The following is a 22,004-nucleotide window of genomic DNA, read 5'->3' as shown; positions in this document are numbered from 1 at the left end:
CAATCGTTTGATAATAGGCCTGACGTCCCAAGGCTGCTAACATATTTGTGTGGTTGAACTAGAGGTAGCCCTGCTGCTTTCAACTATCCATTTCTGCTCTCCTTTAGTTTACACAAGTGTACGGCTCAGTGTTTTATGTACTATTTTTTAATGAATATAAATAAAATCTCCTCAGGCGGGCTTCGATCTTGCTTCATATGGGCTGCCCCTTTTTCTCCTAGAAAATCAATGCTGAAGGTCTGCTGCGCTTGTGCACCCAACTCTAAAATTTCTGGTTGATCACTGTCTGTAAATCCATTCAGTCTTTCTGCTGCAAGCAATCCATTCTTAAAATTATTCGAATAAACACCGATACCTTTGAATTTTTGAGGACGATTGCTTGCGTTTTGAATATGAATTTCTTCTGTAAACTTCACTTCGTTGTTTTTCGTAATGACAAATGAGTGGTGAGCACTTTCTTTTTTGATATACCTCAACGGTGAGGCATCTTCGTCTCTCTTTATGAGCACAATCACAGCCGCTGCTGTTAGCATGACGATAAACAGTACAATCCTGCTTGTTTTCCTTCTCATTGGTTTGATCCTTTATATTGGAATGATCTACCCTAATAGAAGACGTCAGTTGTTAGGATGCCCCTGTATCTGCTAGCTTATACCTGATCGTTTTTGCGCCTATGAGGCACTGCGTATCTTCTGCCCGATCTTCGGGAACGAAACTAAAAATAAGGTAGTCCTGCTCGACTCCAAAATACAGATTGATACTTTTCGCTGCTTCGCCTTCTACAATTTTTAAAATTTTCTTCTTCGTATCGGCATGCCATTGAAAAGGTAAAGAAGCAAAGTAAATCTCACTGAAGACGATCTCGATTTCAAAAGGATAGGCCTGACTCAAGCTCCCCCAAATCACAAGTTCGTTTTGCTGATAGCTGACTACTTCAAAATCCATCCAGAGATTCTGTTTTAAAAATCGATTGATACCTTCTACGCACAGATCCGCTTCGTTTTTGTGCATCTGCCCAGCCCCCTGATGCTCACACATTTAGGTTTCTTGAATAGACTCAATTACATTCAAATAATTCTCTTTCCCAAGTGAGAACTGCAGTAACTCAGAATCATACCCTTCGCTTCGAAAAACTTCGATTATGTTCGCAATCCGGTCTTCAAGTCCCCGATTCATGTTCGTCTCCAACTGGATTTCCAGCGGCAGCACCGGTATAGCCGTTCCCTCGATCACGACCCGCTTGATGTGCGGCCACACGGACGGACCGCTTTCCCAGATGCCGGTTGCCGGCACATATTCAAAATCGGGAGTCGGTTCGATGCTGCCTATTTCCACTTTAACGCCCCGGATCACAAATCGGGCAAACGTCCATTTGTAATTGGCATGATCCGCAAAGGTAAGGACGGGCTGCGATGGCGTGGACCTCCACTTGGACACCTCTGTGTGTTCAACGACTTGCGACTCCGGTAAAAAAGCTTCAAACAAACACACGACTTTCTCTACGTCCGGCGCACTTTTCAAAATTACATCGATATCGTTGGGTTGGATTGAAGTGCAGCCGTTGACAACGGTAGCCGCCGATCCTCCTATGACGTAAGGAATCCCTGTTTGGTTTATTGTTCCTGCGACTTCGGCGAGTACGTGCATAAGGTTCATCGGGATTTGCTCCTTTTCAAGTCTTCTTCACTCTCTCGTGACGGTGTTTGCCAATCAGTCGGAGTCAGTTCTGGAAGCAGCCATCGTCTGCAAAGCCTGCTCAAAATAGCGATACACTTGATCCGCAAGCCCGAGAAACTCCGCCACCGGTATATCAGGGTTCAGATAACAAGCATACAGCTCCTCCACCCAGGCGGAGTCGATCTCGCAGTAGGTTACGATAGCGTTCTTCATCTCCACGATATCGTCTTCCCATACCCCCGTATGTTCCAACACGAGAGAATATAGAGCCCGAATCAATCGCTTGGCATACCCTTTGATGTATCGGGTCTTCAGAGCCGGGTCGTCGGTCTCGGCAAGTAAACGGTGCAGACGCTTCACTTCCGCTTCGGTATCTGTATTCAGGTCTAAAATGAACGCTGGCGCAATAACGATCGGCGGTACTTGTTCTCCGAGATCGGGCCCATGGACGCACACGCAAATGATCTTGATCCAAAATCCCCACTCGTTCGGTTTATGCAAGACGTCGTCGATCGAGCAGACGATCGTATCGATCTTGGTGAGGAATGGATATTGTGCCAACAACCTGTCTTTGATAAGAGATACTTTGTCGTAATCGATCTCTTCGGGTTTTGCGCACACCAGCGTAAAATCCACATCCGATTTGAAAGGTGTGGCCGTTCCTTTTGGAACCGAACCGCACATATACAGGCTGTGGACCTGACCCCCGAATTCGGCGAGGATCTCATCGATATACTTCTCCACAAATTCCTTGTATTCGTCCTGTATCTCTATTCGATTGATCACTTTTTCCAGTCTCATCCGGTTTCCTCCTACGCTAAAAAAACGATAAAAGATCAAAAAACGACTTTCCTGAAATACTCCATTTTACTGTCGATAAAGCCCTCGTCAAAGTCGGCGCCCCCGACCAGCTCCGATTCGTTAAAACATAAACCAAACAGCCACAGTTGTCTCAATACGACAAATAGAGCAACCGCTGCGATATCGTAAGCTCTCCACCCATACCCGGAAATATCGAAATCGTAATGGGTTAACACTCCGTCGTCCGTAAAGGCTGTATTCGTGTTGCCATGCAAGTCCCCGTGACAAATGCCCCAATCGAGCCCTGCTTCGATCTTCGCCGCCAGCTGCTTCTTTAATTCGGACATTTTTTCGCAAATAAAATGGTAATCTTCCGGACGATGCTGCATATGTAATTGAATGAGTTCAAGCGGTCTGTCCATCAAAAACTCCAAATCCAGAAAATCTCTTGCGTGTTCACTTTGGAAATGCCCGGTCGCTGTATGCATTTGAGCCACGGATTCCCCGAACAGATAACTGTCTTCCACGTGATGGATCGGCTTTTCCCGACCTTCCGCGAAACTGAACATCACCCCGTACTTTACGCCTTCGGTGACAGCAAATTCGTTGATGAAAGTCCCGTGTTTTTTGGCAATGGGGATGGGCCCGACCCGGTCTCCAAAATATACGTATCGTTCATGCCTCTGAGGAAGTATTGGAGCTGCAAAGGGGCTTGAAATTCATAATGGGCTTTAATATGCGAGAGTAGGGCTTGTTTGGACAAAAGCGAGTACGTTACAGGAAATAAACTCAAATTGACACATCCTTTTGAAGTTGGATCGAGAGGCATTGTTCGTCTGTGAGCCTCGTCACCTTACAGTTCTCCTCGAATTCGAATGCGGCGATTCTCTCTTCTATCGTGCGACTTGCCGCATCCTGGAATAAGTCTTCCCGGTCATAGTGAGGAAAAATAGGCGAGCCGATAATACCCAACGCCTGCAAATCCGTTAATCCCATTGTATTCATCTGTGGAGTAAACACATGGACAAGGTTAATATTCGGCCCCAGCCATAACGTTCCGGCACTCACTCCGACTATGACGACATGCTGGGCAGCCCGTCTTTGCATGATTTGATCCGCTCCGCTTTTCCTGCCGTGATGCAGTAACGTAAATGGATTGCCGCCGTTGATATAGATAACGTCTCGATCCATCAGAATCTGCGGATCATCGAATTCAATATCGACAAAATCGATATGCCGAAAGCCCATGTCCTTGAACTCCTGCATGGCCCGCTGCGCATATCGATTATGATTTCTCGTCGGAGAGGCTGTTGTAAGGATCGCGACTTTTAATGGAGAGATTTCTCGATCGATAAGATCCAGAAATTGATTTTTAATATCTTCTGTGCAAAAACCGCAAGAGGTAAGTAATAAGCTGCCCATTGAAATCCCCGCCTTTGTATGTAACGTCGCCATCTTCTTATAAACGTTTCGATTGACGAATGGTTACTGTATATAGGAATTTATTTGTGAAGAAGAACCTTGATCCAGTTGTACAAAATAGGGCAGCTGCCATTTTTGCGTGTCTATAGCTTGCTTACTGGTAGGCGCATCCCAACTCGGATAGACTCTGAGAGCCATTTTTCCATGGGAAGACTCTGTTTTGAGGATGTGCTGTTTGAACAATAGATCTTTCGGGAAAATGAATTGCCCAAACTCGTTGTGACTTCCGAAGGTGTTAATGACCAACAGATCAGCAGCCTTTTCATAAGAGTAGGCTTGATTTTTGTTGTCGCTGCCTTTTTCCCAACAGACGACGAATTGACCGATCTTCTTGGGCGTTTGCTTGGCCACCCTGAATCTAACCGTTGTGGAACGGATACGGAATCTGCCCGCCCCATATTTTGCATTTTGGCTTTCGGCTTGAATATCTTCGATGATCAAATGGTTGGGCTTATAAAATTTCTCGTTTACATAGGTTAAGGCTTCGTGAAAATCATCCATTCCCATCAATACGCCTCGCCTTCATCCCCGACTACGACTGCCCCAAGCTGACTCGCAATCTTTTTCATTTTTTCGATTTGATCCTCATCGGAATAGCGATTTGTGCTTCTAAAAACAAGGGCTTATCTCCACTCGATAACTACTGCAAGAAATTCATAAGATCTTTAAATCTCTTACTCTTTGCTAAATCATAAGCTGTTAAACCTTGATATTGTTAAATATATTTATAGTTACCTCGACCAGCTCTTTTAATTTAAAAATATCTAAGCCTTCTATTTCAAAATCTTCAGCTATACTTTCAAAATGTGACCAATCGTTATTTTCCTTTACAATCTGTATCTCTTTTATCAGATTGAAAAATTCGTTAATCCCTTCTATATCCATGTACAACTTTGCCAGTTTTTCAAATCCAACTTTGTTTGGCGCATAACCGATGCCTGAAAAACTAATGATGTAGTGTTCAAAGTAATTTTCGGGATACTTATTATTTTCCATTACATTTCTCCTCATCATAAGCCTAATCCGACAGTGCTCGCATAATATTGGATTTCGCTTCTACCGCAATCGCTTCATTCCCGTCATCGACCGCTTGCATCAAGATCAGTACGGGGATGTATACCGCGATCAGCCGCGCCAGCAGCTTCGTTTCCTCGTTGGCTCCTCCGTACGTTTCGAAAAACACCCCGCGAGCGTATGGTGGTAAAAAGCTGTACGCCACGCTCAGATCGCAAGCCGGATGACCTATACTCAGATCGCCCCAATCAATGATGCCGGCAACGATCCCGTTCTTATTCACAAGCATATTTTTGAAATGAAGATCGCCATGCAGCAGTACATTCACCGCCTCGACACGGTCCGTTTGCAGCCTGCTCATATACGCTTCGATCACACCGGACTCCTCCGGCGACAAGTGTTCATCCACCTTCGATAGAAAACCTTCCAATTTCACTTTGCGCGCCGCGATGTCCGTTAAGCTTCGGTGGTCTTGCCGAACTCCGCATTTCAGCGCTTCCTGCACCGGAAACTCATGCAATCTTCGCAAAAACTTCGCCAGCGTTTCTGCCGATAAAGCCCGGCGTTCTTCCGTCAAACCGATCGGGAAATCTCCCGGCACGTGGGCATAGCCAAGAAATGGCGCCGGGTATGCGTCACTTGCTTCCCCGTAAAACAACGGTTTCGGATAGGGAATAGTCATATAGGCTTCCAGCTTGGGCAGCAGCTCCCCTTCCATACGAATCGAGCCGACTGCAAACGTTCTTCTTGGAAACCGGAACACGTACTCGTCACCGATCAGAAAAACCGTATTGTCCCACCCCCAGCCCAATCGCTTTACAGGCTTCGAGGACAGCTGCGGGAATTGTGTGCCGATCAGCGTCCGCACCTGCTCTTCGTCAACCTCCCACTCCGCATCCCATACATTTGTTGCTCCCATGCCATGTCTACCTCCTCATTCCTTACTTTACTTAGACGTTTACATTCTCCGGAACGATGCATATTGGACCAAGGGCGAATGTCTGCAACGTGAATATTAGGCTATATGAAGTTCATCCGCCTCTTCGAATTATTCCACCAAAAACCTTTGGCCTTCTTCAAAAATAAATAGTAATCCCCATCAAGGTAAAATGATATTCTCGGAAACTTTTCTTGCAAATATGGAGAATAATAAAAGGATTCATGCTGCCAATCCAACGCGTATAGATACTCGTGCGGTTCCAAACAAGATTTAAAATTCATGGATTGAAAATGTAGGCCAATCTTTTGGATATATGCTTGGTTTATCTGTCTTCTCGAATTAGCTCATAAACGTCTGTATGGTCTTCCCGTTCTCTATGCGCTCTTCAAATTGACCTTTCGTGTATTCATTAATTACTCTTTTCCAAAACACCTGCGCCCCTGGATTACTCTCAACTTGATGCACTTCCCACGATCCTTGATGTCGGTTAAAAAGGGTAAGGACCATATTTCCGATCCTATTCCCTATGTATCTTTTGAAAAGATCAGAATATCATCCCTTTTGATCCATCCTGTATCATTCCAATATTGATTGCCTGCTTTATTGTTTGCGAAAACCATGAGGTGACATTTAATGATGCCTGATTTTTTCAAAGTCAAAAGGGATATCTAATCCCTATATCTAGGGTCTAACTGATCAAGGTCTAAATGATCAGGGTCAAGGCCATAATCTTCGTAATTCCATGAAAAAAATTTGTTTAAGAATAACGCTGTTTGTTTCCAGGTTTCTCTTCCACTGATTTCAACGATTTCAGTTACTAAGCGTTCAAGTTCTTTTAAATCATATTCTTGCAATAAAATATAGTTTCTTAAAACAGTATTTTTTTCGTTCTTAAGAGAATCATAAAGACCTTTCGGGGATACAATAATAGCGTGAAAAGCATCCGCACCTTCTTCTCCTTTAAGTCCTATGTATAAAATTGCAGCCAAGCAGAAATTAGTTGCTGAATCTGGTTCATTAAATACATGAATGTCTTTGAGTTCTACTTCAATCATTGATAAGCCTCCTTTAGTAATACGTATAATTAACAAGATCTTCACCACAAGTTGTCCTTTACAGAAATCGAATTGGTTTCTAGCTGAATCCGTCGCATGAAATAAGTTGTATTTCCCCCTTGTGAACGTTCGATTGCTTGCCTAGCTCTCTTTTGCGCCTGTTCTGTGTTGAGGAACCCGGACAATCTTCGTATCCAGCATCATTTATGCGAAGTCGGGCAAATCATGCCAGGCTGCTCCTGTACGCGCGACCTAAAGTACAGCATCTACGCAATGTCTTCGATCTTTCNTTTTTTTTTTTGTAAATGCTCTAATTCAACGTCTTTAAATAAAAAAGTATCTGTGATTTTTTATCTTTGGACTGAATAAAAAATGATATTGGTCAAAGACTTCATTCAATATCAATGGCTTCAGTCCTTTCATATAACGTTGCTGTATTCACGACTCGACGCATGTCGGGTGTCTAGCGAATGCCAGACCAAGGACTAATGTCCGCAGCATGAAAATATGAGGTTATAGGATAGATCGTTTTTCTTTGACATTTCCTACAAGCCCTTATCATTCTCTAAGATTCAAGTCTTTACCCAATTTCTCTTCTCTCATTTTTCAACTTTCTTTTATTTTTCAATCTGTGTATCCGTGTTATAATTATCTGTGCGAAAGGTGGGATTGTTTATGGAAGAAATGCTTAATCAGATCCTTCAAGAACTTCAAGCCCTTAGACAAGATGTTCAACAATTAAACCAGAATCAAATGCTTTTGGATCAGAATCAAAAACAAATGTCTATTCAAATTCATAGTATTTATCATAACTTTACGGATAAAGATTCTGAGGTTGCCGCCTTGAACAAACGAATCTTTCGCTTGGAATCCGAATTCGAAAAAATTAATAGACAATGAAAACTTGTAGTCATTCAATTTGAGTGACTCTATTTTTTTGGGTTTTCGATCTTTCCTATAAAGTTCCTGTATTTACGATCCAACAGATGTTCGGTGTTCGGCGAATGCCCGACTAAGGACGCATGCCTGCAGCATGAATATCAGGTTACCAGATATTCATTTCTCCTTGAACTGCTTACATAATCTTTAAATCCAGCTTAGAATATTTTTCTGCAAGGTCTTCGTCTTCAACAATCCAACTTGATTTTACCCATAAATGAATATGAATCAATTCTGAAAGCTTATGTACTGCCTGTTGCGGGTTCTCAATTTGTAGTAATTTATCGATGTGCTCTTGATCAATCTCAAGAACTTCCTTCAGATATTTAATATCAATGACTTCCTCATTAAGACCATATTCTTCACTGGCCCATTCTCCACAAAAATACTTTTTGAATTTAATTCCTTCGTTTTGAAATATAGTGAATTCAAAAATGTCCTCATCAAAGAAACCTATAGTCATAATAGGTTCAGACATAAACTTCGAAAGCAGCTCTCCAACCGGTTCAATAGTGCCCCATTCAAAATAATCGTTCAGAACACTAGTCCATTGTCTTCCTTGGCTAGTATAATAAGTGACCTTCAACCCGGTTTCCCTAATTGGTTCTTGTTTCTCAAAGTTATACAGGTAATGGTCAATAACATTTCTGTTATCGTTTGCGCGTCCAGTCAATTCAATTCCCATTTGATTATTTAAATGTTGAAGCCCTTGCCTAATGATTGTTGGATCTTCGGTCTTGATATGAAGATTTGCAAACTTTGTCCCCATTTATGATCCCTCCAGGCTTTCTATGGATTTCCGTATAAAGTTCCTGTATTCACGATCCGGCGCATGTCAGGTACCTGACGAATACCAGACCCAGGACGAATGCCCGCAGCGTGAATACGATGTTATGCGTTCTACTAGTCTTCTTTGAATATTCAAGAAGATATAGAATAAGACATCGAGCTTTATTCCCGATGCCTTACAATCCATTCCTCGATATCTTTTTCATTCAATTTGCCTTCTGCTGTTCCCAACCCTAATTGAACGAGTTCGTCTTGACTATATCGAATAGAATATCCGTTTAATCGGAGTAAAAGTAGCATAACGGCTACTCCGATCCGTTTATTTCCATCCACAAATCCATGGTTTTTGATTAAAGAGAAAGCCACGACAGCGATTTTCCTTGTAAGCCCCGGGTACAGTTCTTTACCGTCAAAGGTTTGTTCAACTTTACCCAATGCACTTTCTAGCAAGCCTTGATCCCTGATTCCATTCGCTCCACCAGTCGCCTTTATAATCTTTTGATGATAGATCAGCAATTGGTCAACGGTAATCATTTTCATTTGGCGAGTTCTTTAAGCGCTTCTAAATTTTCATTAATGATATCGTCCATTATAGACTCTGTCTGAGGTGTGCTTTTTGTCTTTAAAAACTCAACAAAATCAATGACTTCCATTTGTTTTTCTTGGGGCAAAGACAAAAAGTCGTTAATCAATTTTTGTTCCAGACTCATTATTAATCGCCTCCTGTTCTTAATTCATAGTATAACGCAAAACTTTAAAACGCTTAATCTTTTCTATGGACCCAAGGCATATACCCGAAGCGTGAATATTAGGTTATATGAAGCCGCTTATCCAATAAGAATATTAAATTCAAAATTTCTTATTGCCACAGTTCTTTTAAATACAATCAATTCCCTCCTAAAACTTGAATCATTTATTAAATTTTAGATTTAAACGATGCATCTTTTACCTTTCCATAATATAATTAAATTACAAATCCATTTTGAAGGAGAGAATAATTTTGATAAAATATAGTTTTATTTTTATTTTTATGATGACATTTCTAGTGGGGTGTCAGTCAAATAATAAAGAGTCTGCAAACTCACTTTCAGAAAATTGGGATCAACAGCATGGTATTGTAATTTTAAAGGAAAATGAACGCATTTTAGTGACTCAAGATGCCAATAAAGAAGATTTAAAAATAAATAATGTTGAAAAAATATTAAATGAGAACAAGCCTAATGCCATTTTTCTTGCTATTCCGAAAAATATTTACGAAAAGATTGAAATAGGTTATGAAGTAGAATTTAAAATTAAAGGTAGTATTGATTTTTCTTACCCTGCTCAAGCAACAGCAGAAGATATCAAAATAATTCGTAAATAAAGTATTTAAGTTTCAATGTTGCTTCCTGTCTATTTAGACCGTGTACGCAAACTCAACGACGTGCATCTTTTGCTACCTTTTCGCCCTCTACTGCGTCACTTCTCCTTGACGTGCCCCGGCACGCCTTCGAAAAAGTTCCTTGCCGAGAACGAAAATTCAGCAAAATCTGCTTCCAGCGGAGTTTGCGTACACGCCCTAGTACTCTGTATCAGGTCAAATAGTAGGTTTACGTTTGGACGAAACGCGCATGGGTCTAGCGCGTTTTGGACGAGCGTAACCTTACCTTCATTTGGTACAGAGTACGAGTACCTTGTCAACTCTTAATCAGAGGTTTATACCTGCTTGAAACGTGTACGCTTCAGATGCGTTTCAAGCGGGTGTAACCTTACCTTTAGTGTTGACAAGGTACTAGACTATTTGAATATATATTTTATAAGATTATAAAAAGAGCTGAAACGATAAGTTATTATCGCCAGCTCTTTTATTTAAATCTAGTTGTTAATAAGCAATTATTGATTGATTAAAACGTTGTATCCGTATATACACCTGACATGCCTAAACCATTGTATACGTGACTGTATTTAGAAAATAACCCGTATATGGGATAACCATTTGCATCCGTAGCAGTTCCTTTAAATATCCCTTCAACACGAGCATAGTTTTTCTTGCCGTTATTAGCTAGACTATACACTAACCCTCCACTATCTCCATACTGTGCTTCACGTGGAACCTCTGTAGCAACCAGATCATAGGGTTGTCCAGCTATTGTAAAAGAAGTGTCTAGTACCTTTACAGGAGCATAACTCTGTCCGTTGCCATGAAGAGCATGGATTCTAACACTGTCTCCTATTCCTCTATAGTAACCCGCATAATCAGTAGTTCCTATCGTCAAGGAACTTCCGTTCAAATAAACGCTTGGAACAACAATACTAGAATAGGTAATATAACCTGCATCGTAAGTAGTATTAGAGCTATTATTAGCGTTAAACATACTACCAATAGATAAAGGACCATCAGATTTGTCATACCATATTCCATTTAAACAATGCCCTGCTGTAACACCTACATCAGTTTTGTTAGCACGCCCATTGAATCCTAAACTACAAGCATTAATTGTAGGAGAAGGGGAATCTATTTGTTCTCCAGGGTACAGGTTATAAGCGTGATCATCAATTGCGATTTCACCTGAGTCAATCCAATTAATCATATTCTCATCAATTATATTTTTTACTCCTTCACGATCAGACTCCTTTGAAACATAAACATTCACTCTGTTCAACTTTTCATTTATACCAACTGCAGCTAGATTAAGTTCGATTGCATGAGTGGCTAAAAGTTCTTTTGATACTTGTAGTTCCTCTTTAGAATAGTCAACTTGTTTAACTTCAAGCCGCTCCGGCAAGTTACTTTGTAGTGTTATCTGATTTTCAATTTTTTTTGAAGCTCCCTTTATCAAAATAATATTTTCGCCTATATCATTTGTATAACTACCAGCATAAACATCATTATGCTCTTCTTCTAAATACTTGTCGACTTCTACACGATCATCAATCAAATCGGTGTTTGTTAAGCTCAATTCAGTTTGAGCTTGAATTCTCACATCTGTAGGTGGTGATCCGGCATCAATAGGTATTTCGGTGTATTCCCGTCCTTCGTATTCAAAAATTTTAGCCGAATTCCCAAATTCATCTGTAGCATTAGCCGGGCTAAAACTAGTCATTAACAGTAGAGAAGCTATCATACTGCTTGAAGCCATAAAAATTTTCCTTTTCAAAAAAACCACCCTTTCTAAGCTAATTTTTTACATCCTAAACCTTGAAGGCGCACATTAAATCATTACCCTTCTTTTGGTTTTTTATTACAAAAAAATTAAAAAAAGATGTGATTATGATAAATTTTATTAGAATACTTTCTACTTTAACTATTTGGATTTCTGTCTATATTTAAGCGGTTTCATTTAACGTTCCTGTATTCACGACTCAGCTTATGCTGAGTGTCCGGCGAATGCCGGACCCAGGACGAATGCCCGCAGCGTGAATATTATGTTATATGAAGATTCAGACTCCTTTGACTATGCCTAAACTTCTTCATTGCTCTTACTCTTTATTCTCCGTACAATTAAAGGTAAAGAATCAAGGGAGGAAAGGATATGAAATGGTGTGAAGCTAGAATTCAGTTTCCGAATCGTTGGGTTCTTGTTGAAGCAATTTCAGCCTACTCAGCTAATAACATGCGTAATATCGAAGAATTCTCTGTCATTAATGATTACGAAGATACTAAGCTTGCTTGGGATGCTTACAAAAAACAGCATTCTTCCGAACCTTCACGCGAATATTATATCTTTCATACCGTCAACGAGAACATCGAAGTTCAAGAACAAGCGTTTATTGGAATTAGAGGTCTTCGATGAAAATAAGATTAGTTAACGGACTTCCTATCATTGAAGTTTTATTCGCTTATCAACATGAATCTGTTTTGCTTCCTAATGTATTATTGGATACAGGTTGTGCAGTCACAATCTTTGATATTGATTTAATCGAACCTACAGGTTTAACCATTGATCCAGTAAAAGGTCGTGCTGTGCGAATGTATGGAATTGGGGGTCAAAGTGAACTTTCATTTCAGCAGTCTATTCATTCATTGACCTTGAATCATCATGTACTAGATAATTTTGTCGTTCAGCTTGGACAGACAAAAGAACCTTATGGTTTTGATGGGATTCTAGGTGTGGATTTTTTATCGACTTTACAATTGAATATTGATTTTAAATATATGGTAGTTAGGAAACCCTAACTACTTTTTTTCTTCTCTGAATTTTTGTATAACGTTCCTATATTCACGACCCTATGTATACCGGACCAAGGGCGTATGCCTGCAGCGTGAATATTACGTCAAGTCAAGTTACCCGTCTATTCGAGATTCCAACTAGGTATTTATCAGCTTCATATACCGCTTTGCTACATTGGGGATTATATCTGATTCCGATTCTATCTGTTCTTGATCAGTCTCTTGCTCTACAATTTCTAATCCGTTAAAATAAGCATTTTCTTTATACCCATCGATCAGTTCAGGCAACGAACTACTTTCTTTCAAATCCCGATCGCCGTAATAAGAAACCAGTGTCACTCTAAATGCCGGCACCAAGGCGTCTGCATACAAATAAAATACAAAGTCCTTGTCTTTATAGTGCTTTTTGAGATACTTCATGATTTCTTGCTCGAGGTATGAAAAAGCTTCTATCAACTTCTCCGACGATATTCGATTATTTTTAATCAATCTGTTGAACCCGTGTATATACGTATAGTTATGATTAACTTCGTTTTGAATGAGCTTGGGATCATTAGAAAACAAAAAATGCGGAGACGTTAGGATCAAATGAATTTCTCTATATGCCTTTTCGGCATGCTTTTTTAAATAATCCAGGATCAAAAACCCACTCTCCTCTGGTAATTCGGACCTTTATCACTCCATTTTTTTGCCTTCTCTGTTTTCATGTTTACTTCGAAAGTTTCTATTTCATCTTTTAATTGGGGCGTTGTGGTTAACCTATAAATGTGTACGTGGACTGTCGGTTAGTCTTCCAACCAAATTAAAAAAATATTCATATTTTCCATCCACCGTAACCTGCCTACTTTGTTCTGTTTCTTGACGATTTCTCTCTTCGACTTCTTTCATGGTTTTATCGTTAATCGACAAGAACATAAACCACATCAACGCCAACCCTGCAATAACAACCACTATGACAACCGCTATGATCCCTATTGCTTTTACTGCCGTTTTCATTTTGCGCCCCCTCTTCTCCTGATCCGCTATATTAGATGGCTGACGCATACCTGCATCATAAATAGCATGCCCGATTATTCCCCGGTCTCATCAAGATGTTCGGCGTAGTACTTGAGCGGTCTTTTAAAATAACGGAGCTTTTCATCTGCGGTAGTTTCGAGCAAATTAGCCAACAAGATTTCGGTCGACTCTTTGTGTTTGCCCGTATTGTACAGAGCGATAGCCAAGAACACCTGGAGGCCTCTATGGTCTGGAAATTCTTGTACACCTCGGCGCAAAGTCTGTTCCGCTTCCTCATAGAACCCTAAATACCGATACGTACTGCCGAGGCCAAGCAAAGCTCTTTCCAGATCCGCTCCAGCCAGTCCCTGTTCGATAGCCCGCACATAGAAAGGAATCGCTTCTCGGCCCAGTCCGGAATTGTCGTGAGCGACAGCCGTCTGATATTGCACCTCGGCATCGTCCGGATAATCGCGCACCAAATTCAACAGCAGGGCACGCACCTCAGCAAGCAAGGCTTGATCCTGTGCCGCTCGTCCTTCTTCGCGAAGTTGAATAGCTTTGTCCAACCGTTCTCTTCTCATCGTCTCATCCGCCTCTCTTCTTCCCTGTCTATTACCCGATTTGAATTTGACACCTATGAATGTCCATACAAAAAAGCCTCAAGAGGAAAATCCTTCTCAAGGCTCTCATTCGGGGAACTTAGGTATGCTTACCCCGCCCGCCGCAGTCCACGCGCTTCTTCCGGCGTCGCGTAAGCGCGGCCCGCCTGGATCTCTTTTTTCAAATACGACTCGAACACGAAAGTGCCGATCGGCAGGACGGACGCGACGAGCGCCCAGAATAACTTGGTCATGCCCCACTTGAGTGCGATAAAGGCGTGGAAGGCGGCCAGAATGTACAGCACGAACAGCGCGCCGTGCGCCGCTCCCACGATTGTCACGGCCATATCGACGCCCGCGGCGTACTTCAGCGGCATCGCCACCAGAAGCAGCAGCAGAAACGAGACCCCTTCCATGTACCCGATCAGTTTGAATCTTCCGAGCACGGTATTCAGCATGTCAGCCTCCTTCGAATGGTGAAGGCGTTTGCGTAAACGGCGGTACAGACCCACCGAGACGCTTGCGCAAACGTCCTAAAAGGTTGGTTCCTTCCCATTCTAACGGATGTTCGGCGCACTTCTCAACTTTAAAGCACTCCATATGTATGGTTAGATATAAGAGAAAAGCGTTGTCGATTCCGACCGTCCATCGTGATCCAAACGGAGGCTGCTTCCATGAAAAGGATTCCCCCGCGGACGTGCACACTTTTCCGGCGGGACCGGGACCATGCTCGGGCTGGCGCATTTACCGATCGTTCAATCCTTGTCCCTGCATGATCCGCGGCACGTGCTTGTCGATTCTCGCTTCGCGGGTCTTGGACTGCTTCGGTTCGGAGAAATGCAGCAGATACGCGCGTTGGCGGCCCGGTGTCAGCGCTTCGAACGCCGTCTTCAGCTCGGGACTGCCGTCGAAGCGCACTTGAAGTTCCAGGGGAATCGCATACTCTTCGCTTGGCTTCAGCTCAACCTTGAGGCCGGCGCGTTCGATCTCGATCGCTTCGCGGATATACGCCCGGATGCGTTCTTCCTGCTGCTCGATCTCTTCCAGATTGCGAAAACGCAGCTGGCGGCCCGCCTGCACTTTCTGCGTCTGCTGGATCAGCATCTGTTCGTTGTCTTGCAGCAGCGAGCCTTTGATGAACAGCAGCGCGCAGTATTCCTTGAAGCCGTGGATCAGTACGACGTTGCCGCCCTGGATCGTGTAGCACGGCTGGCCCCACTTCAAGTCTTCCGTCATTTCGCTGTCCAGCGCCAGGCTTCTCAATTTCGCGTATTCGCTCTGCCACTGACTGGCGTGTTTCAGAAAAGCGTCGACTTTGGGGTTCGTTTGCGGTTGATGCATCTTGGATCCCTCCATGGTTCGAATAGTCGAACTTTTTGCGATCTTCAAGCGTCTGTATGAATAGAGCTGGCTTCATTATACAAGGAAACGGCTTCCACTATTTAATAAGAGGAGCGTTTGTTTTGAAAAAAATAGCAATCATCTGGATCGGTCTGCTGCTTGTGCTGATGGTCGGTTGTTCGGAGCGGCGTCCGGCCAGCGTCTACCTCATTCCCGAAGGCTATGAAGGGTGGGTCCTGATCGATTTCGACCAGGCCGGCGCACCCGAGATTCCGCTCGAAGACGGCAAAGGGATCTTCAAAATCGGCAGCGACGGCACGCTGGATACGTCGACGCCGGAACCTGCGCGCGGAAAAGCCGAAGACGAATATTATTGGGTCGACGGGCAGGGCAATCGAAGCGCGATCGAAGACATTACGGAAGTGATTCAGGACCCGTCGATCGGCACCCGCTCCAACGGCAAAGATGCCGAAGGCCATCCGCTGCCCGGCAAGAAGCTGGTCGAGCAATTTTTCGTCGGTTCGCCGGAGCGGATGGAGCATTACCCGAACCCCGCGCTTGCGCCGTCCTGATTCCCGAAGACCGTTTCCGTGTACCGGAAGTGGTCTTTTTCGTGTTTGCGGCAGCACTGGCAAAAGAGGCTTGTATCCGCGGCACGCATCGTTTATGATGGACGCAAGAAAAACTTTTTCTTTTTTATATTAATTATTTTAAAAATATTTTTCATAAGGTGGTTAGTCTTGGGTATGGGCGGCCGCCTGCCGAAGGAGTGCTGTCATGTCCGCTACGCTGCTGCTGATCAAAGAAGGGCTGGACCGCTTCTCCCCGCAGGAGAAACGGCTGGCCGACTACATCCTGGAACAACCGGAGCTCGTCCAGCGCCTCGGCATTACGGAGCTTGCGTCCGCCTGCGGAATCAGTGCGGCGACGGTGACGAGGTTTTGCAAATCGCTGCGCTTCAAAGGATTTCCCGATTTCAAAATGCGCCTGATCGGCGAGCTGTCGCGCCCGTCCGAAGCGGCAACGTATCAGGATATCGTCGCCGGACGGCCGCTCAAAGAGATCGCGCGCGCCATCGAAGCCAACCATCTCTCCTCGATTACCGACACGACCCGGCTGCTCGATCCCGAAGCGCTGGAACGGGCCGTCGCGGCGCTCGGCAGTGCCCGGCGTATCGACCTGTACGGAATGGGCACGTCGTCGATCGTCGCGCAGGATCTGTATCAGAAGCTGATCCGGATCGGCAAAAGCTGTACCGCGTTCGCCGATTCGCATATGCAGATCACGTCGGCGTCCACGCTCAATACCGGCGACGTGGCGCTGGCGATTTCGTATTCGGGCGAGACGCCGGAGACGATCGCCGCGCTCCGCTGCGCCAAAGACGCCGGAGCGCTCACGCTGTCGCTGACCCGGTACGGCACCAGTCCCCTGCCCGATCTGGCGGATATTCCGCTGTTCACCTCGTCGCTCGAAGAAGGCGTGCGGCGCGGCGCGATGGCGTCCCGGATCGCGCAGCTGCACGTGATCGACATCTTGTTCGCGGGCATGCTGAGCGAAGGCTTCGACGAATACGTGCCCATGCTCGAACAGTCCTACCACAACGTCCGTCAGTATCTCAACCCACCCGGAGGTGCCAAATCATGAATGTGTTGACGTTCCGTACCGAAGAAGACCTGAACCGCGCCGGAGCCGGCTTGATCGCCAGCCTGCTGCAAGCCCAGCCCAAAGCCGTGCTCGGCCTGGCCACCGGCAGCACGCCGATCGGCATCTACGGCGAGCTGGTCAAGCTGCATGACAGCGGCAGCGTGAGCTTCGCCAAAGCCCGCTCGTACAATCTCGACGAATACGTCGGGCTGTCCGGCGGCCATCCGGCGAGCTACCGCTGCTTCATGAACACGCATCTGTTCGACAAGATCGATATCGATCCCGCCAACACGCATGTGCCGAACGGCCTCGCGGTCGATCTGGAGCAGGAATGCGCGTATTACGACGCCATGATCGAAGACGAAGGCATCGATCTCCAACTGCTCGGACTCGGCCACAACGGGCATATCGGGTTCAACGAACCGGATGACGAACTGATTCCCGGCACCCATGCGGCGACGCTTCAGCAGCAGACGATCGAAGCGAACGCGCGCTTTTTCGATTCGATCGACGAAGTGCCCAAGCAGGCGATCACGATGGGCGTGGCCGGCATTATGAAAGCGCGGCAGATTCTGCTCGTCGTGCGCGGCGCGTCCAAAGCGGACATCGCCAAGCGCGCGCTGACCGGACCGATCACGACGCAGTGCCCGGCTTCGCTGCTGCAGCTGCATCCGAATCTCGTCGTCCTGCTCGACGAGGCGGCGGGAGCGTGGGCGAAATGAGCGGCGGAGAAGAACGGCGAGAAGATCGGGCGGAACACCCGAACGGGGAACGGCCCGAAGAACGGTTGGACGGATTGGAAACCGGGCGGGAGCATGCGGGAGAAAATCGCAGCGACAACCCGAAGAGGCAAGGGGAAGCCGTGAGCAATGAGCGCGAATATGTGGAAAACGAAAACGCGCCGGCCGAGCCGCATGTGGAGCAGTTGGAGCTGAATATCGACGTGCCGGAACCGGGGCCGGCCGCCGGCCTGGAAGCTTTGGGAGAAGCAAAAAGCAAAAAGCAAGAGCAAGGCGGAGAAGATGGAGAAGGCGGAAGCGGACTGCTCCGCTTCGTCAACGCGAAGATCGTGACGCCGGGCGGCGTGATCGCCGGCGGCACCTGCATCGTGGCGGACGGCGTCATCGTCTCCGTGGAGGATGCCGAAGGCCGGGCGGTTTCGGCCGGGGTGGACGCGGCGGAGATCGCGGGCCGGAACGGGGCGATGGAGATCGCAGGGCGAAGCGGCGCAGCGAAGCACGCGGGGCAGGGCGGCGAGCAGGTCATCGACGCCGCCGGAGGCTGGCTGCTGCCGGGCTTCGTGGACATTCACGTCCACGGAGGGATGGGCGAAGACTTCATGGACGCCGGCAAGCCCGGCGTCCTCGATACCATCGCCAGGTTCCACGGCTCGCACGGGTCGACGTCGATGCTGGCGACGACCATGACGGCAACGCGCGACATGATCGACGGCGTGCTGGAAGCCGTCTGGACGCACCGGCAGCGCAGCGGGATGCCGGGCGCGGATGCCGCCGGCGCAAGCATCGAAGGCGTGCACCTGGAAGGGCCGTTTATTAGCCCGCAGTGGCCGGGGGCGCAGAACCCGGCCCATATCTCGCAGCCGCGGACGGATTGGCTGGAAGACTGGGAAGCGCGCTATCCCGGTCTGATACGCCAGCTGACGCTGGCGCCCGAGCGCGAAGGCGCGCTTGAGACGATCGCGTGGCTGAGAGCGAACGGCATTACGGCGGCGCTGGGACATACCGACGCCAATTACGAGGAAGTGCTGGCTGCCGTCGGCGCCGGACTGAACCATGCGGTGCATACGTTCAATGCGATGACGCCGCTGCACCATCGCAAGCCCGGCGCGGCCGGGGCGGTGCTCGGCACCGACTCGATCGCGGCCGAGATTATCGCGGACGGGATTCATGTCCATCCCGGCGCGGTCAGGCTGCTGGCGAAGGTGAAGACCGACGGGAACCTCGTCCTCGTCACCGACGCCATGTCCGCCGCGGGACTCGGCGACGGGGATTATTTCCTCGGCGACCTGCCGGTGAAGGTCGAAGGCGGCGTCGCCCTGACGCTGGGCGGCGCGCTCGCCGGCAGCCGCCTGACGATGGACGAGGGCTTCCGCTTCCTCGTCCGCCAGGCGCAGCTCAGCGTCGAGCGCGCTTCGCACGCGGCGAGCGCCGCGCCGGCCCGTCAGGCCGGCATCTACGACAAGACCGGCTCGATCGAGCCGGGCAAGCGCGCCGACCTCGTCCTGATGGACGAAGAGCTGGACCTGCGCGGCGTCTGGGCCGCAGGCCGCAAGATCGGGTAGAGGCAGGCGCCGAATAACGACCTGAATCCATCTATTTCGGCGAAAAATCTCGCTTCTCGCCCAATAAAGGTCCAGATCCATCTATTTCATCGGAAACGGCCTTTTTCGCCGATGAATGACCTGATTAGCTGGATATAAGCCGTTATTGCGGGAAACGGATTCGATTTGCCCAAAATAGATGGAATTTGGCCGTTATTCGAAGTCACCGCGTTCGATTCGACGTGTCTGACTCCCTATTTCACAAAGAACCCCGGGCTTGGTCTCAAGCCCGGGGTTCTTTGTGCTGCCAAATCGATTTTTTCACATATCCTGCCGCTTTAGACCGTTCATCCGGCTATTTTTCGCCTTCCGAATCGTCCCTTGTAAATCCTGCTTCCCCTCATTCTCGTTGTTCCCTTTCCTGCTTCGCCGTTCCTATCTCATCTCTTCCTTTCCTGCTCCTCCGTTCCTGCCTCGCCCATTCCTTTTCTCTTTTCCCCGTCGCCGTTCCCTGCACTCAAAAAGCGTGCCGTGTCACCGTAAACTGGAACACGACGCCGAACGGGTCGCGCACCGCGCCGTACCCGCTGCTGAACGAATTGGCGGCCAGCGGCGCGAGGACAACGGTGCGCGCATCGGCGGTCAGTCTGTCGTACAGCCGCTCGATCGCAGCGTGATCCGTCGACTGCAGGCACAGCGAAAAGTCGTTGCCGGCGCTCCACGGGCGCGTTGTATCCTGTTCCTCCTCCGCGATCATGATTTTGTTGGCGCCGATCCGCAGCACGGAATGGGTAATCCATTCTTCCTGTCCTGCTGCGTAATGGAAGCTATCGTCCCTTTGCGCCATCTCCGCATAACTGACTTTCAGCAGCACTTCGGCGTCAAGCACCTGTTCATAGAACGCGATCGCTGCCGCAGCCTGCCCATTGAGTGACAGAAAAGGGATCATCTCCACCTGCGTGTCCGCCGTTTGACCTGTTGATTTTTTATCCGGATACATATTCATCATTTGTTCCTCCTTCGGTATAGGGGTTACACTGAGATCATCTCCCGAAAAGGTGTCTATTCATGAAACCTTTTTGGCGTAAAAAGAAAAAGAATGTCGGCGGCCCCACATAGGCGGCGTACGCCATCTTCAACGACAGGAGGAAGAAGGTATGAAAAAAGCGGAACGGCTTAACGTCATGCAGCGCTACGTTTACCGCAAGCGGCGGTTCACGCTGCGCGAGCTGATGGAGGAATTCGGTATCTCCCGCAGTACCGCGATCCGCAGCGTTCAGTCGATGGAGGAACTGGGCCTGCCGCTGTACGCGGAACACGGGCGCGGCGGCGGCTACCGCGTGCTCGATACCGCCTCGCTGCCGCCCGTCTCGTTCACCGACGACGAAGTGCTGTCGCTGTACTTCGCCATGCAGGCGGTGCGCGGCACAGCCGGCGATCCGTTTCGCGTCTCGTTCGCTTCGATCCATGCCAAATTCATGGACGTCGTCTCGGAGGAGCAGCGTAGGCAAATCCAACGCTTCGAACACCGGATCGCTTTTTCGTCGCACGAATCCGCCGCCTCTGCCGAACCCGGCGAGCATCTGGAGCAGCTGCTGCAGGCGGCGGTGCGCGGCCAAGTGCTGGCGATCCGTTATGCGTCCGGCTCAGGGGCCGGCTCCGGGCCCAACCGTCGTCCGGACAGTTCGCGCGATTCGCCCGGTCCGTCCGAACAGGCGATCCCCGGTCGTTCGCCGGGAACGCTGGAAGTACCGGAAGTGCCGCCGATCGCTGCCAGCCCCGGCCGCCCTTCGGGTCCGGCGGCGCGCCGCATCCAGCCTTTTGCCGTCTATGCGGCGCGCGGATTCTGGTACTGCCGCGCTTACGACCTGGACAAAAGCGATTACCGCGTCTTCCGCTGCGACCGGATCTTGTCCGCCGAACCGGTGGCGGACGAACCGCTCGCGGACCTGCTTCCGCTTGACCTGCGCGATGCCCACACCCTTCGCCGCCCGTCGCCGCAAGCGATCCCGTTCCGCTGCGCCGTCGCTCCCGAAGCCGTATCCCGGCTGCGGCGCGGCCTGTATCCGTCGATGACGTTGACGAAACCGGACGCCGGGCCGCAGGGCGAGCCGGGCTGCGCGGGCGGCGCGATTCTCTCCGGCACGTATGAGCCGCAGGAGACGGACTTTATCGTCTCTTTTCTCGCCGGCTTCGGCGAATCGCTCCAAATCCTGAAGCCGGAGACGCTCCGGACGCTTCTGCGGGCGCATTATTTGCGTCTCATTGAACGGCTCTAGCCGATCCACTTTTC

At 47.7% G+C, this 22,004-nt stretch carries 30 protein-coding genes; 9 read left to right on the top strand and 21 right to left on the bottom strand.

The annotated features are described in order from the left end of the window. Positions 1-140: 140 nt before the first annotated feature. The 11 genes from FTE24_RS09570 to FTE24_RS09520 form a co-directional block, all read right to left on the bottom strand. A complete protein-coding gene (locus FTE24_RS09570) occupies positions 141-572 on the bottom strand; it encodes a hypothetical protein (RefSeq protein WP_150233043.1) in 432 nt (143 codons plus the stop codon). A gap of 52 nt (positions 573-624) precedes the next feature. Continuing rightward, entirely contained in the window at positions 625-1,011 is a 387-nt protein-coding gene (locus FTE24_RS09565) for a hypothetical protein (protein ID WP_150233042.1), read from the bottom strand. A 27-nt stretch (positions 1,012-1,038) separates the two neighbouring features. Further along, on the bottom strand, positions 1,039-1,656 hold the full coding sequence (locus tag FTE24_RS09560) for a hypothetical protein (protein WP_150233040.1): 618 nt from the start codon (positions 1,654-1,656) through the stop codon (positions 1,039-1,041). Between the two features lie 54 nt (positions 1,657-1,710). Next, on the bottom strand, positions 1,711-2,478 hold the full coding sequence (locus FTE24_RS09555; RefSeq protein ID WP_150233038.1) for a nucleotidyltransferase domain-containing protein: 768 nt from the start codon (positions 2,476-2,478) through the stop codon (positions 1,711-1,713). Positions 2,479-2,513: 35 nt separating this feature from the next. After that, positions 2,514-3,047 carry a phosphotransferase enzyme family protein gene (locus tag FTE24_RS09550; RefSeq protein ID WP_237401724.1) on the bottom strand — a complete coding sequence of 178 codons (534 nt, stop codon included), beginning with the start codon at positions 3,045-3,047 and terminating at the stop codon, positions 2,514-2,516. Positions 3,048-3,267: 220 nt separating this feature from the next. Beyond that, complete coding sequence (locus tag FTE24_RS09545; RefSeq protein WP_150233036.1) at positions 3,268-3,900, bottom strand: Type 1 glutamine amidotransferase-like domain-containing protein; 633 nt, start codon at positions 3,898-3,900, stop codon at positions 3,268-3,270. Between the two features lie 63 nt (positions 3,901-3,963). Then, positions 3,964-4,461, bottom strand: coding sequence for a MepB family protein (locus tag FTE24_RS09540; protein WP_150233533.1), 498 nt, complete (start codon positions 4,459-4,461; stop codon positions 3,964-3,966). A gap of 198 nt (positions 4,462-4,659) precedes the next feature. Next, positions 4,660-4,956 carry a hypothetical protein gene (locus tag FTE24_RS09535; RefSeq protein ID WP_150233034.1) on the bottom strand — a complete coding sequence of 99 codons (297 nt, stop codon included), beginning with the start codon at positions 4,954-4,956 and terminating at the stop codon, positions 4,660-4,662. A gap of 22 nt (positions 4,957-4,978) precedes the next feature. Further along, positions 4,979-5,893: a phosphotransferase gene (locus tag FTE24_RS09530; protein WP_150233032.1), complete on the bottom strand. Its 915-nt coding sequence runs from the start codon at positions 5,891-5,893 to the stop codon at positions 4,979-4,981. 101 nt (positions 5,894-5,994) lie between these two features. Then, positions 5,995-6,195 carry a DUF2716 domain-containing protein gene (locus tag FTE24_RS09525; RefSeq protein WP_150233030.1) on the bottom strand — a complete coding sequence of 67 codons (201 nt, stop codon included), beginning with the start codon at positions 6,193-6,195 and terminating at the stop codon, positions 5,995-5,997. Positions 6,196-6,582: 387 nt separating this feature from the next. After that, positions 6,583-6,969: an Imm8 family immunity protein gene (locus tag FTE24_RS09520; protein ID WP_150233028.1), complete on the bottom strand. Its 387-nt coding sequence runs from the start codon at positions 6,967-6,969 to the stop codon at positions 6,583-6,585. A gap of 675 nt (positions 6,970-7,644) precedes the next feature. Between FTE24_RS09520 and FTE24_RS09515 the strand changes: the two genes are divergently transcribed. Continuing rightward, entirely contained in the window at positions 7,645-7,869 is a 225-nt protein-coding gene (locus tag FTE24_RS09515; protein WP_150233026.1) for a hypothetical protein, read from the top strand. A 175-nt stretch (positions 7,870-8,044) separates the two neighbouring features. Here FTE24_RS09515 and FTE24_RS09510 read toward each other — a convergent pair whose 3' ends face one another. The 3 genes from FTE24_RS09510 to FTE24_RS09500 form a co-directional block, all read right to left on the bottom strand. Beyond that, positions 8,045-8,677, bottom strand: coding sequence for a hypothetical protein (locus tag FTE24_RS09510; RefSeq protein ID WP_150233024.1), 633 nt, complete (start codon positions 8,675-8,677; stop codon positions 8,045-8,047). 182 nt (positions 8,678-8,859) lie between these two features. Next, positions 8,860-9,237 carry a type II toxin-antitoxin system death-on-curing family toxin gene (locus FTE24_RS09505; protein ID WP_150233022.1) on the bottom strand — a complete coding sequence of 126 codons (378 nt, stop codon included), beginning with the start codon at positions 9,235-9,237 and terminating at the stop codon, positions 8,860-8,862. Next, complete coding sequence (locus FTE24_RS09500; RefSeq protein ID WP_141446831.1) at positions 9,234-9,407, bottom strand: DUF2281 domain-containing protein; 174 nt, start codon at positions 9,405-9,407, stop codon at positions 9,234-9,236. The genes FTE24_RS09505 and FTE24_RS09500 overlap by 4 nt, the downstream gene beginning before the upstream one ends. A gap of 290 nt (positions 9,408-9,697) precedes the next feature. On the opposite strand from FTE24_RS09500, the gene FTE24_RS09495 reads away from it, so the two are divergent. After that, positions 9,698-10,060, top strand: a complete 363-nt coding sequence (locus FTE24_RS09495) for a DUF3221 domain-containing protein (protein ID WP_150233021.1) — start codon at positions 9,698-9,700, stop codon at positions 10,058-10,060. A gap of 520 nt (positions 10,061-10,580) precedes the next feature. Here the strand turns inward: FTE24_RS09495 and FTE24_RS09490 are convergent. After that, positions 10,581-11,816, bottom strand: a complete 1,236-nt coding sequence (locus tag FTE24_RS09490) for a hypothetical protein (RefSeq protein WP_150233018.1) — start codon at positions 11,814-11,816, stop codon at positions 10,581-10,583. Between the two features lie 393 nt (positions 11,817-12,209). Between FTE24_RS09490 and FTE24_RS09485 the strand changes: the two genes are divergently transcribed. Both FTE24_RS09485 and FTE24_RS09480 read left to right on the top strand, forming a co-directional pair. Beyond that, positions 12,210-12,470 carry a hypothetical protein gene (locus tag FTE24_RS09485; RefSeq protein ID WP_150233017.1) on the top strand — a complete coding sequence of 87 codons (261 nt, stop codon included), beginning with the start codon at positions 12,210-12,212 and terminating at the stop codon, positions 12,468-12,470. Beyond that, complete coding sequence (locus tag FTE24_RS09480) at positions 12,467-12,853, top strand: aspartyl protease family protein (RefSeq protein ID WP_150233015.1); 387 nt, start codon at positions 12,467-12,469, stop codon at positions 12,851-12,853. Before FTE24_RS09485 ends, FTE24_RS09480 begins: the two co-directional genes overlap by 4 nt. 132 nt (positions 12,854-12,985) lie before the next feature. On the opposite strand, the gene FTE24_RS09475 is transcribed toward FTE24_RS09480, so the two are convergent. From FTE24_RS09475 to FTE24_RS09455, 5 genes are all read right to left on the bottom strand, one after another. After that, the gene (locus tag FTE24_RS09475) at positions 12,986-13,489 is read right to left on the bottom strand and encodes a hypothetical protein (RefSeq protein WP_150233013.1); all 504 of its coding nucleotides are present in this window, start codon (positions 13,487-13,489) and stop codon (positions 12,986-12,988) included. A 117-nt stretch (positions 13,490-13,606) separates the two neighbouring features. Beyond that, a complete protein-coding gene (locus FTE24_RS09470) occupies positions 13,607-13,843 on the bottom strand; it encodes a hypothetical protein (protein WP_150233012.1) in 237 nt (78 codons plus the stop codon). A 74-nt stretch (positions 13,844-13,917) separates the two neighbouring features. Next, the gene (locus tag FTE24_RS09465) at positions 13,918-14,427 is read right to left on the bottom strand and encodes a tetratricopeptide repeat protein (RefSeq protein ID WP_150233010.1); all 510 of its coding nucleotides are present in this window, start codon (positions 14,425-14,427) and stop codon (positions 13,918-13,920) included. 128 nt (positions 14,428-14,555) lie between these two features. Continuing rightward, a complete protein-coding gene (locus tag FTE24_RS09460) occupies positions 14,556-14,903 on the bottom strand; it encodes a DUF3817 domain-containing protein (protein ID WP_150233008.1) in 348 nt (115 codons plus the stop codon). A 286-nt stretch (positions 14,904-15,189) separates the two neighbouring features. Then, positions 15,190-15,786 carry a YdeI/OmpD-associated family protein gene (locus tag FTE24_RS09455; RefSeq protein WP_150233006.1) on the bottom strand — a complete coding sequence of 199 codons (597 nt, stop codon included), beginning with the start codon at positions 15,784-15,786 and terminating at the stop codon, positions 15,190-15,192. Between the two features lie 122 nt (positions 15,787-15,908). Between FTE24_RS09455 and FTE24_RS09450 the strand changes: the two genes are divergently transcribed. The 4 genes from FTE24_RS09450 to nagA all read left to right on the top strand — a co-directional run bounded on the left by FTE24_RS09450 (position 15,909) and on the right by nagA (position 19,732). After that, entirely contained in the window at positions 15,909-16,358 is a 450-nt protein-coding gene (locus FTE24_RS09450) for a DUF6843 domain-containing protein (protein WP_150233004.1), read from the top strand. A 205-nt stretch (positions 16,359-16,563) separates the two neighbouring features. After that, a complete protein-coding gene (locus tag FTE24_RS09445; RefSeq protein WP_141446849.1) occupies positions 16,564-17,430 on the top strand; it encodes a MurR/RpiR family transcriptional regulator in 867 nt (288 codons plus the stop codon). Then, positions 17,427-18,152 (top strand): glucosamine-6-phosphate deaminase, encoded by a 726-nt coding sequence (gene nagB / locus FTE24_RS09440; RefSeq protein ID WP_141446851.1) that lies wholly within the window; start codon positions 17,427-17,429, stop codon positions 18,150-18,152. The genes FTE24_RS09445 and nagB overlap by 4 nt, the downstream gene beginning before the upstream one ends. A gap of 320 nt (positions 18,153-18,472) precedes the next feature. After that, a complete protein-coding gene (nagA, locus tag FTE24_RS09435; protein WP_237401723.1) occupies positions 18,473-19,732 on the top strand; it encodes an N-acetylglucosamine-6-phosphate deacetylase in 1,260 nt (419 codons plus the stop codon). Positions 19,733-20,228: 496 nt separating this feature from the next. Here the strand turns inward: nagA and FTE24_RS09430 are convergent, their stop codons facing one another. Next, the gene (locus tag FTE24_RS09430; protein ID WP_237401708.1) at positions 20,229-20,717 is read right to left on the bottom strand and encodes a VOC family protein; all 489 of its coding nucleotides are present in this window, start codon (positions 20,715-20,717) and stop codon (positions 20,229-20,231) included. Between the two features lie 151 nt (positions 20,718-20,868). Here FTE24_RS09430 and FTE24_RS09425 point away from each other — a divergent pair, with 151 nt between their 5' ends. After that, positions 20,869-21,990 (top strand): helix-turn-helix transcriptional regulator, encoded by a 1,122-nt coding sequence (locus tag FTE24_RS09425; protein ID WP_150233002.1) that lies wholly within the window; start codon positions 20,869-20,871, stop codon positions 21,988-21,990. Positions 21,991-22,004: the final 14 nt, after the last annotated feature.

Origin of the sequence: Saccharibacillus sp. WB 17, from assembly GCF_008634075.2 — a bacterium.
Classification (GTDB): Bacteria; Bacillota; Bacilli; order Paenibacillales; family Paenibacillaceae; genus Saccharibacillus; species Saccharibacillus brassicae.
This window is presented reverse-complemented; position numbering and strand designations above follow the sequence as displayed.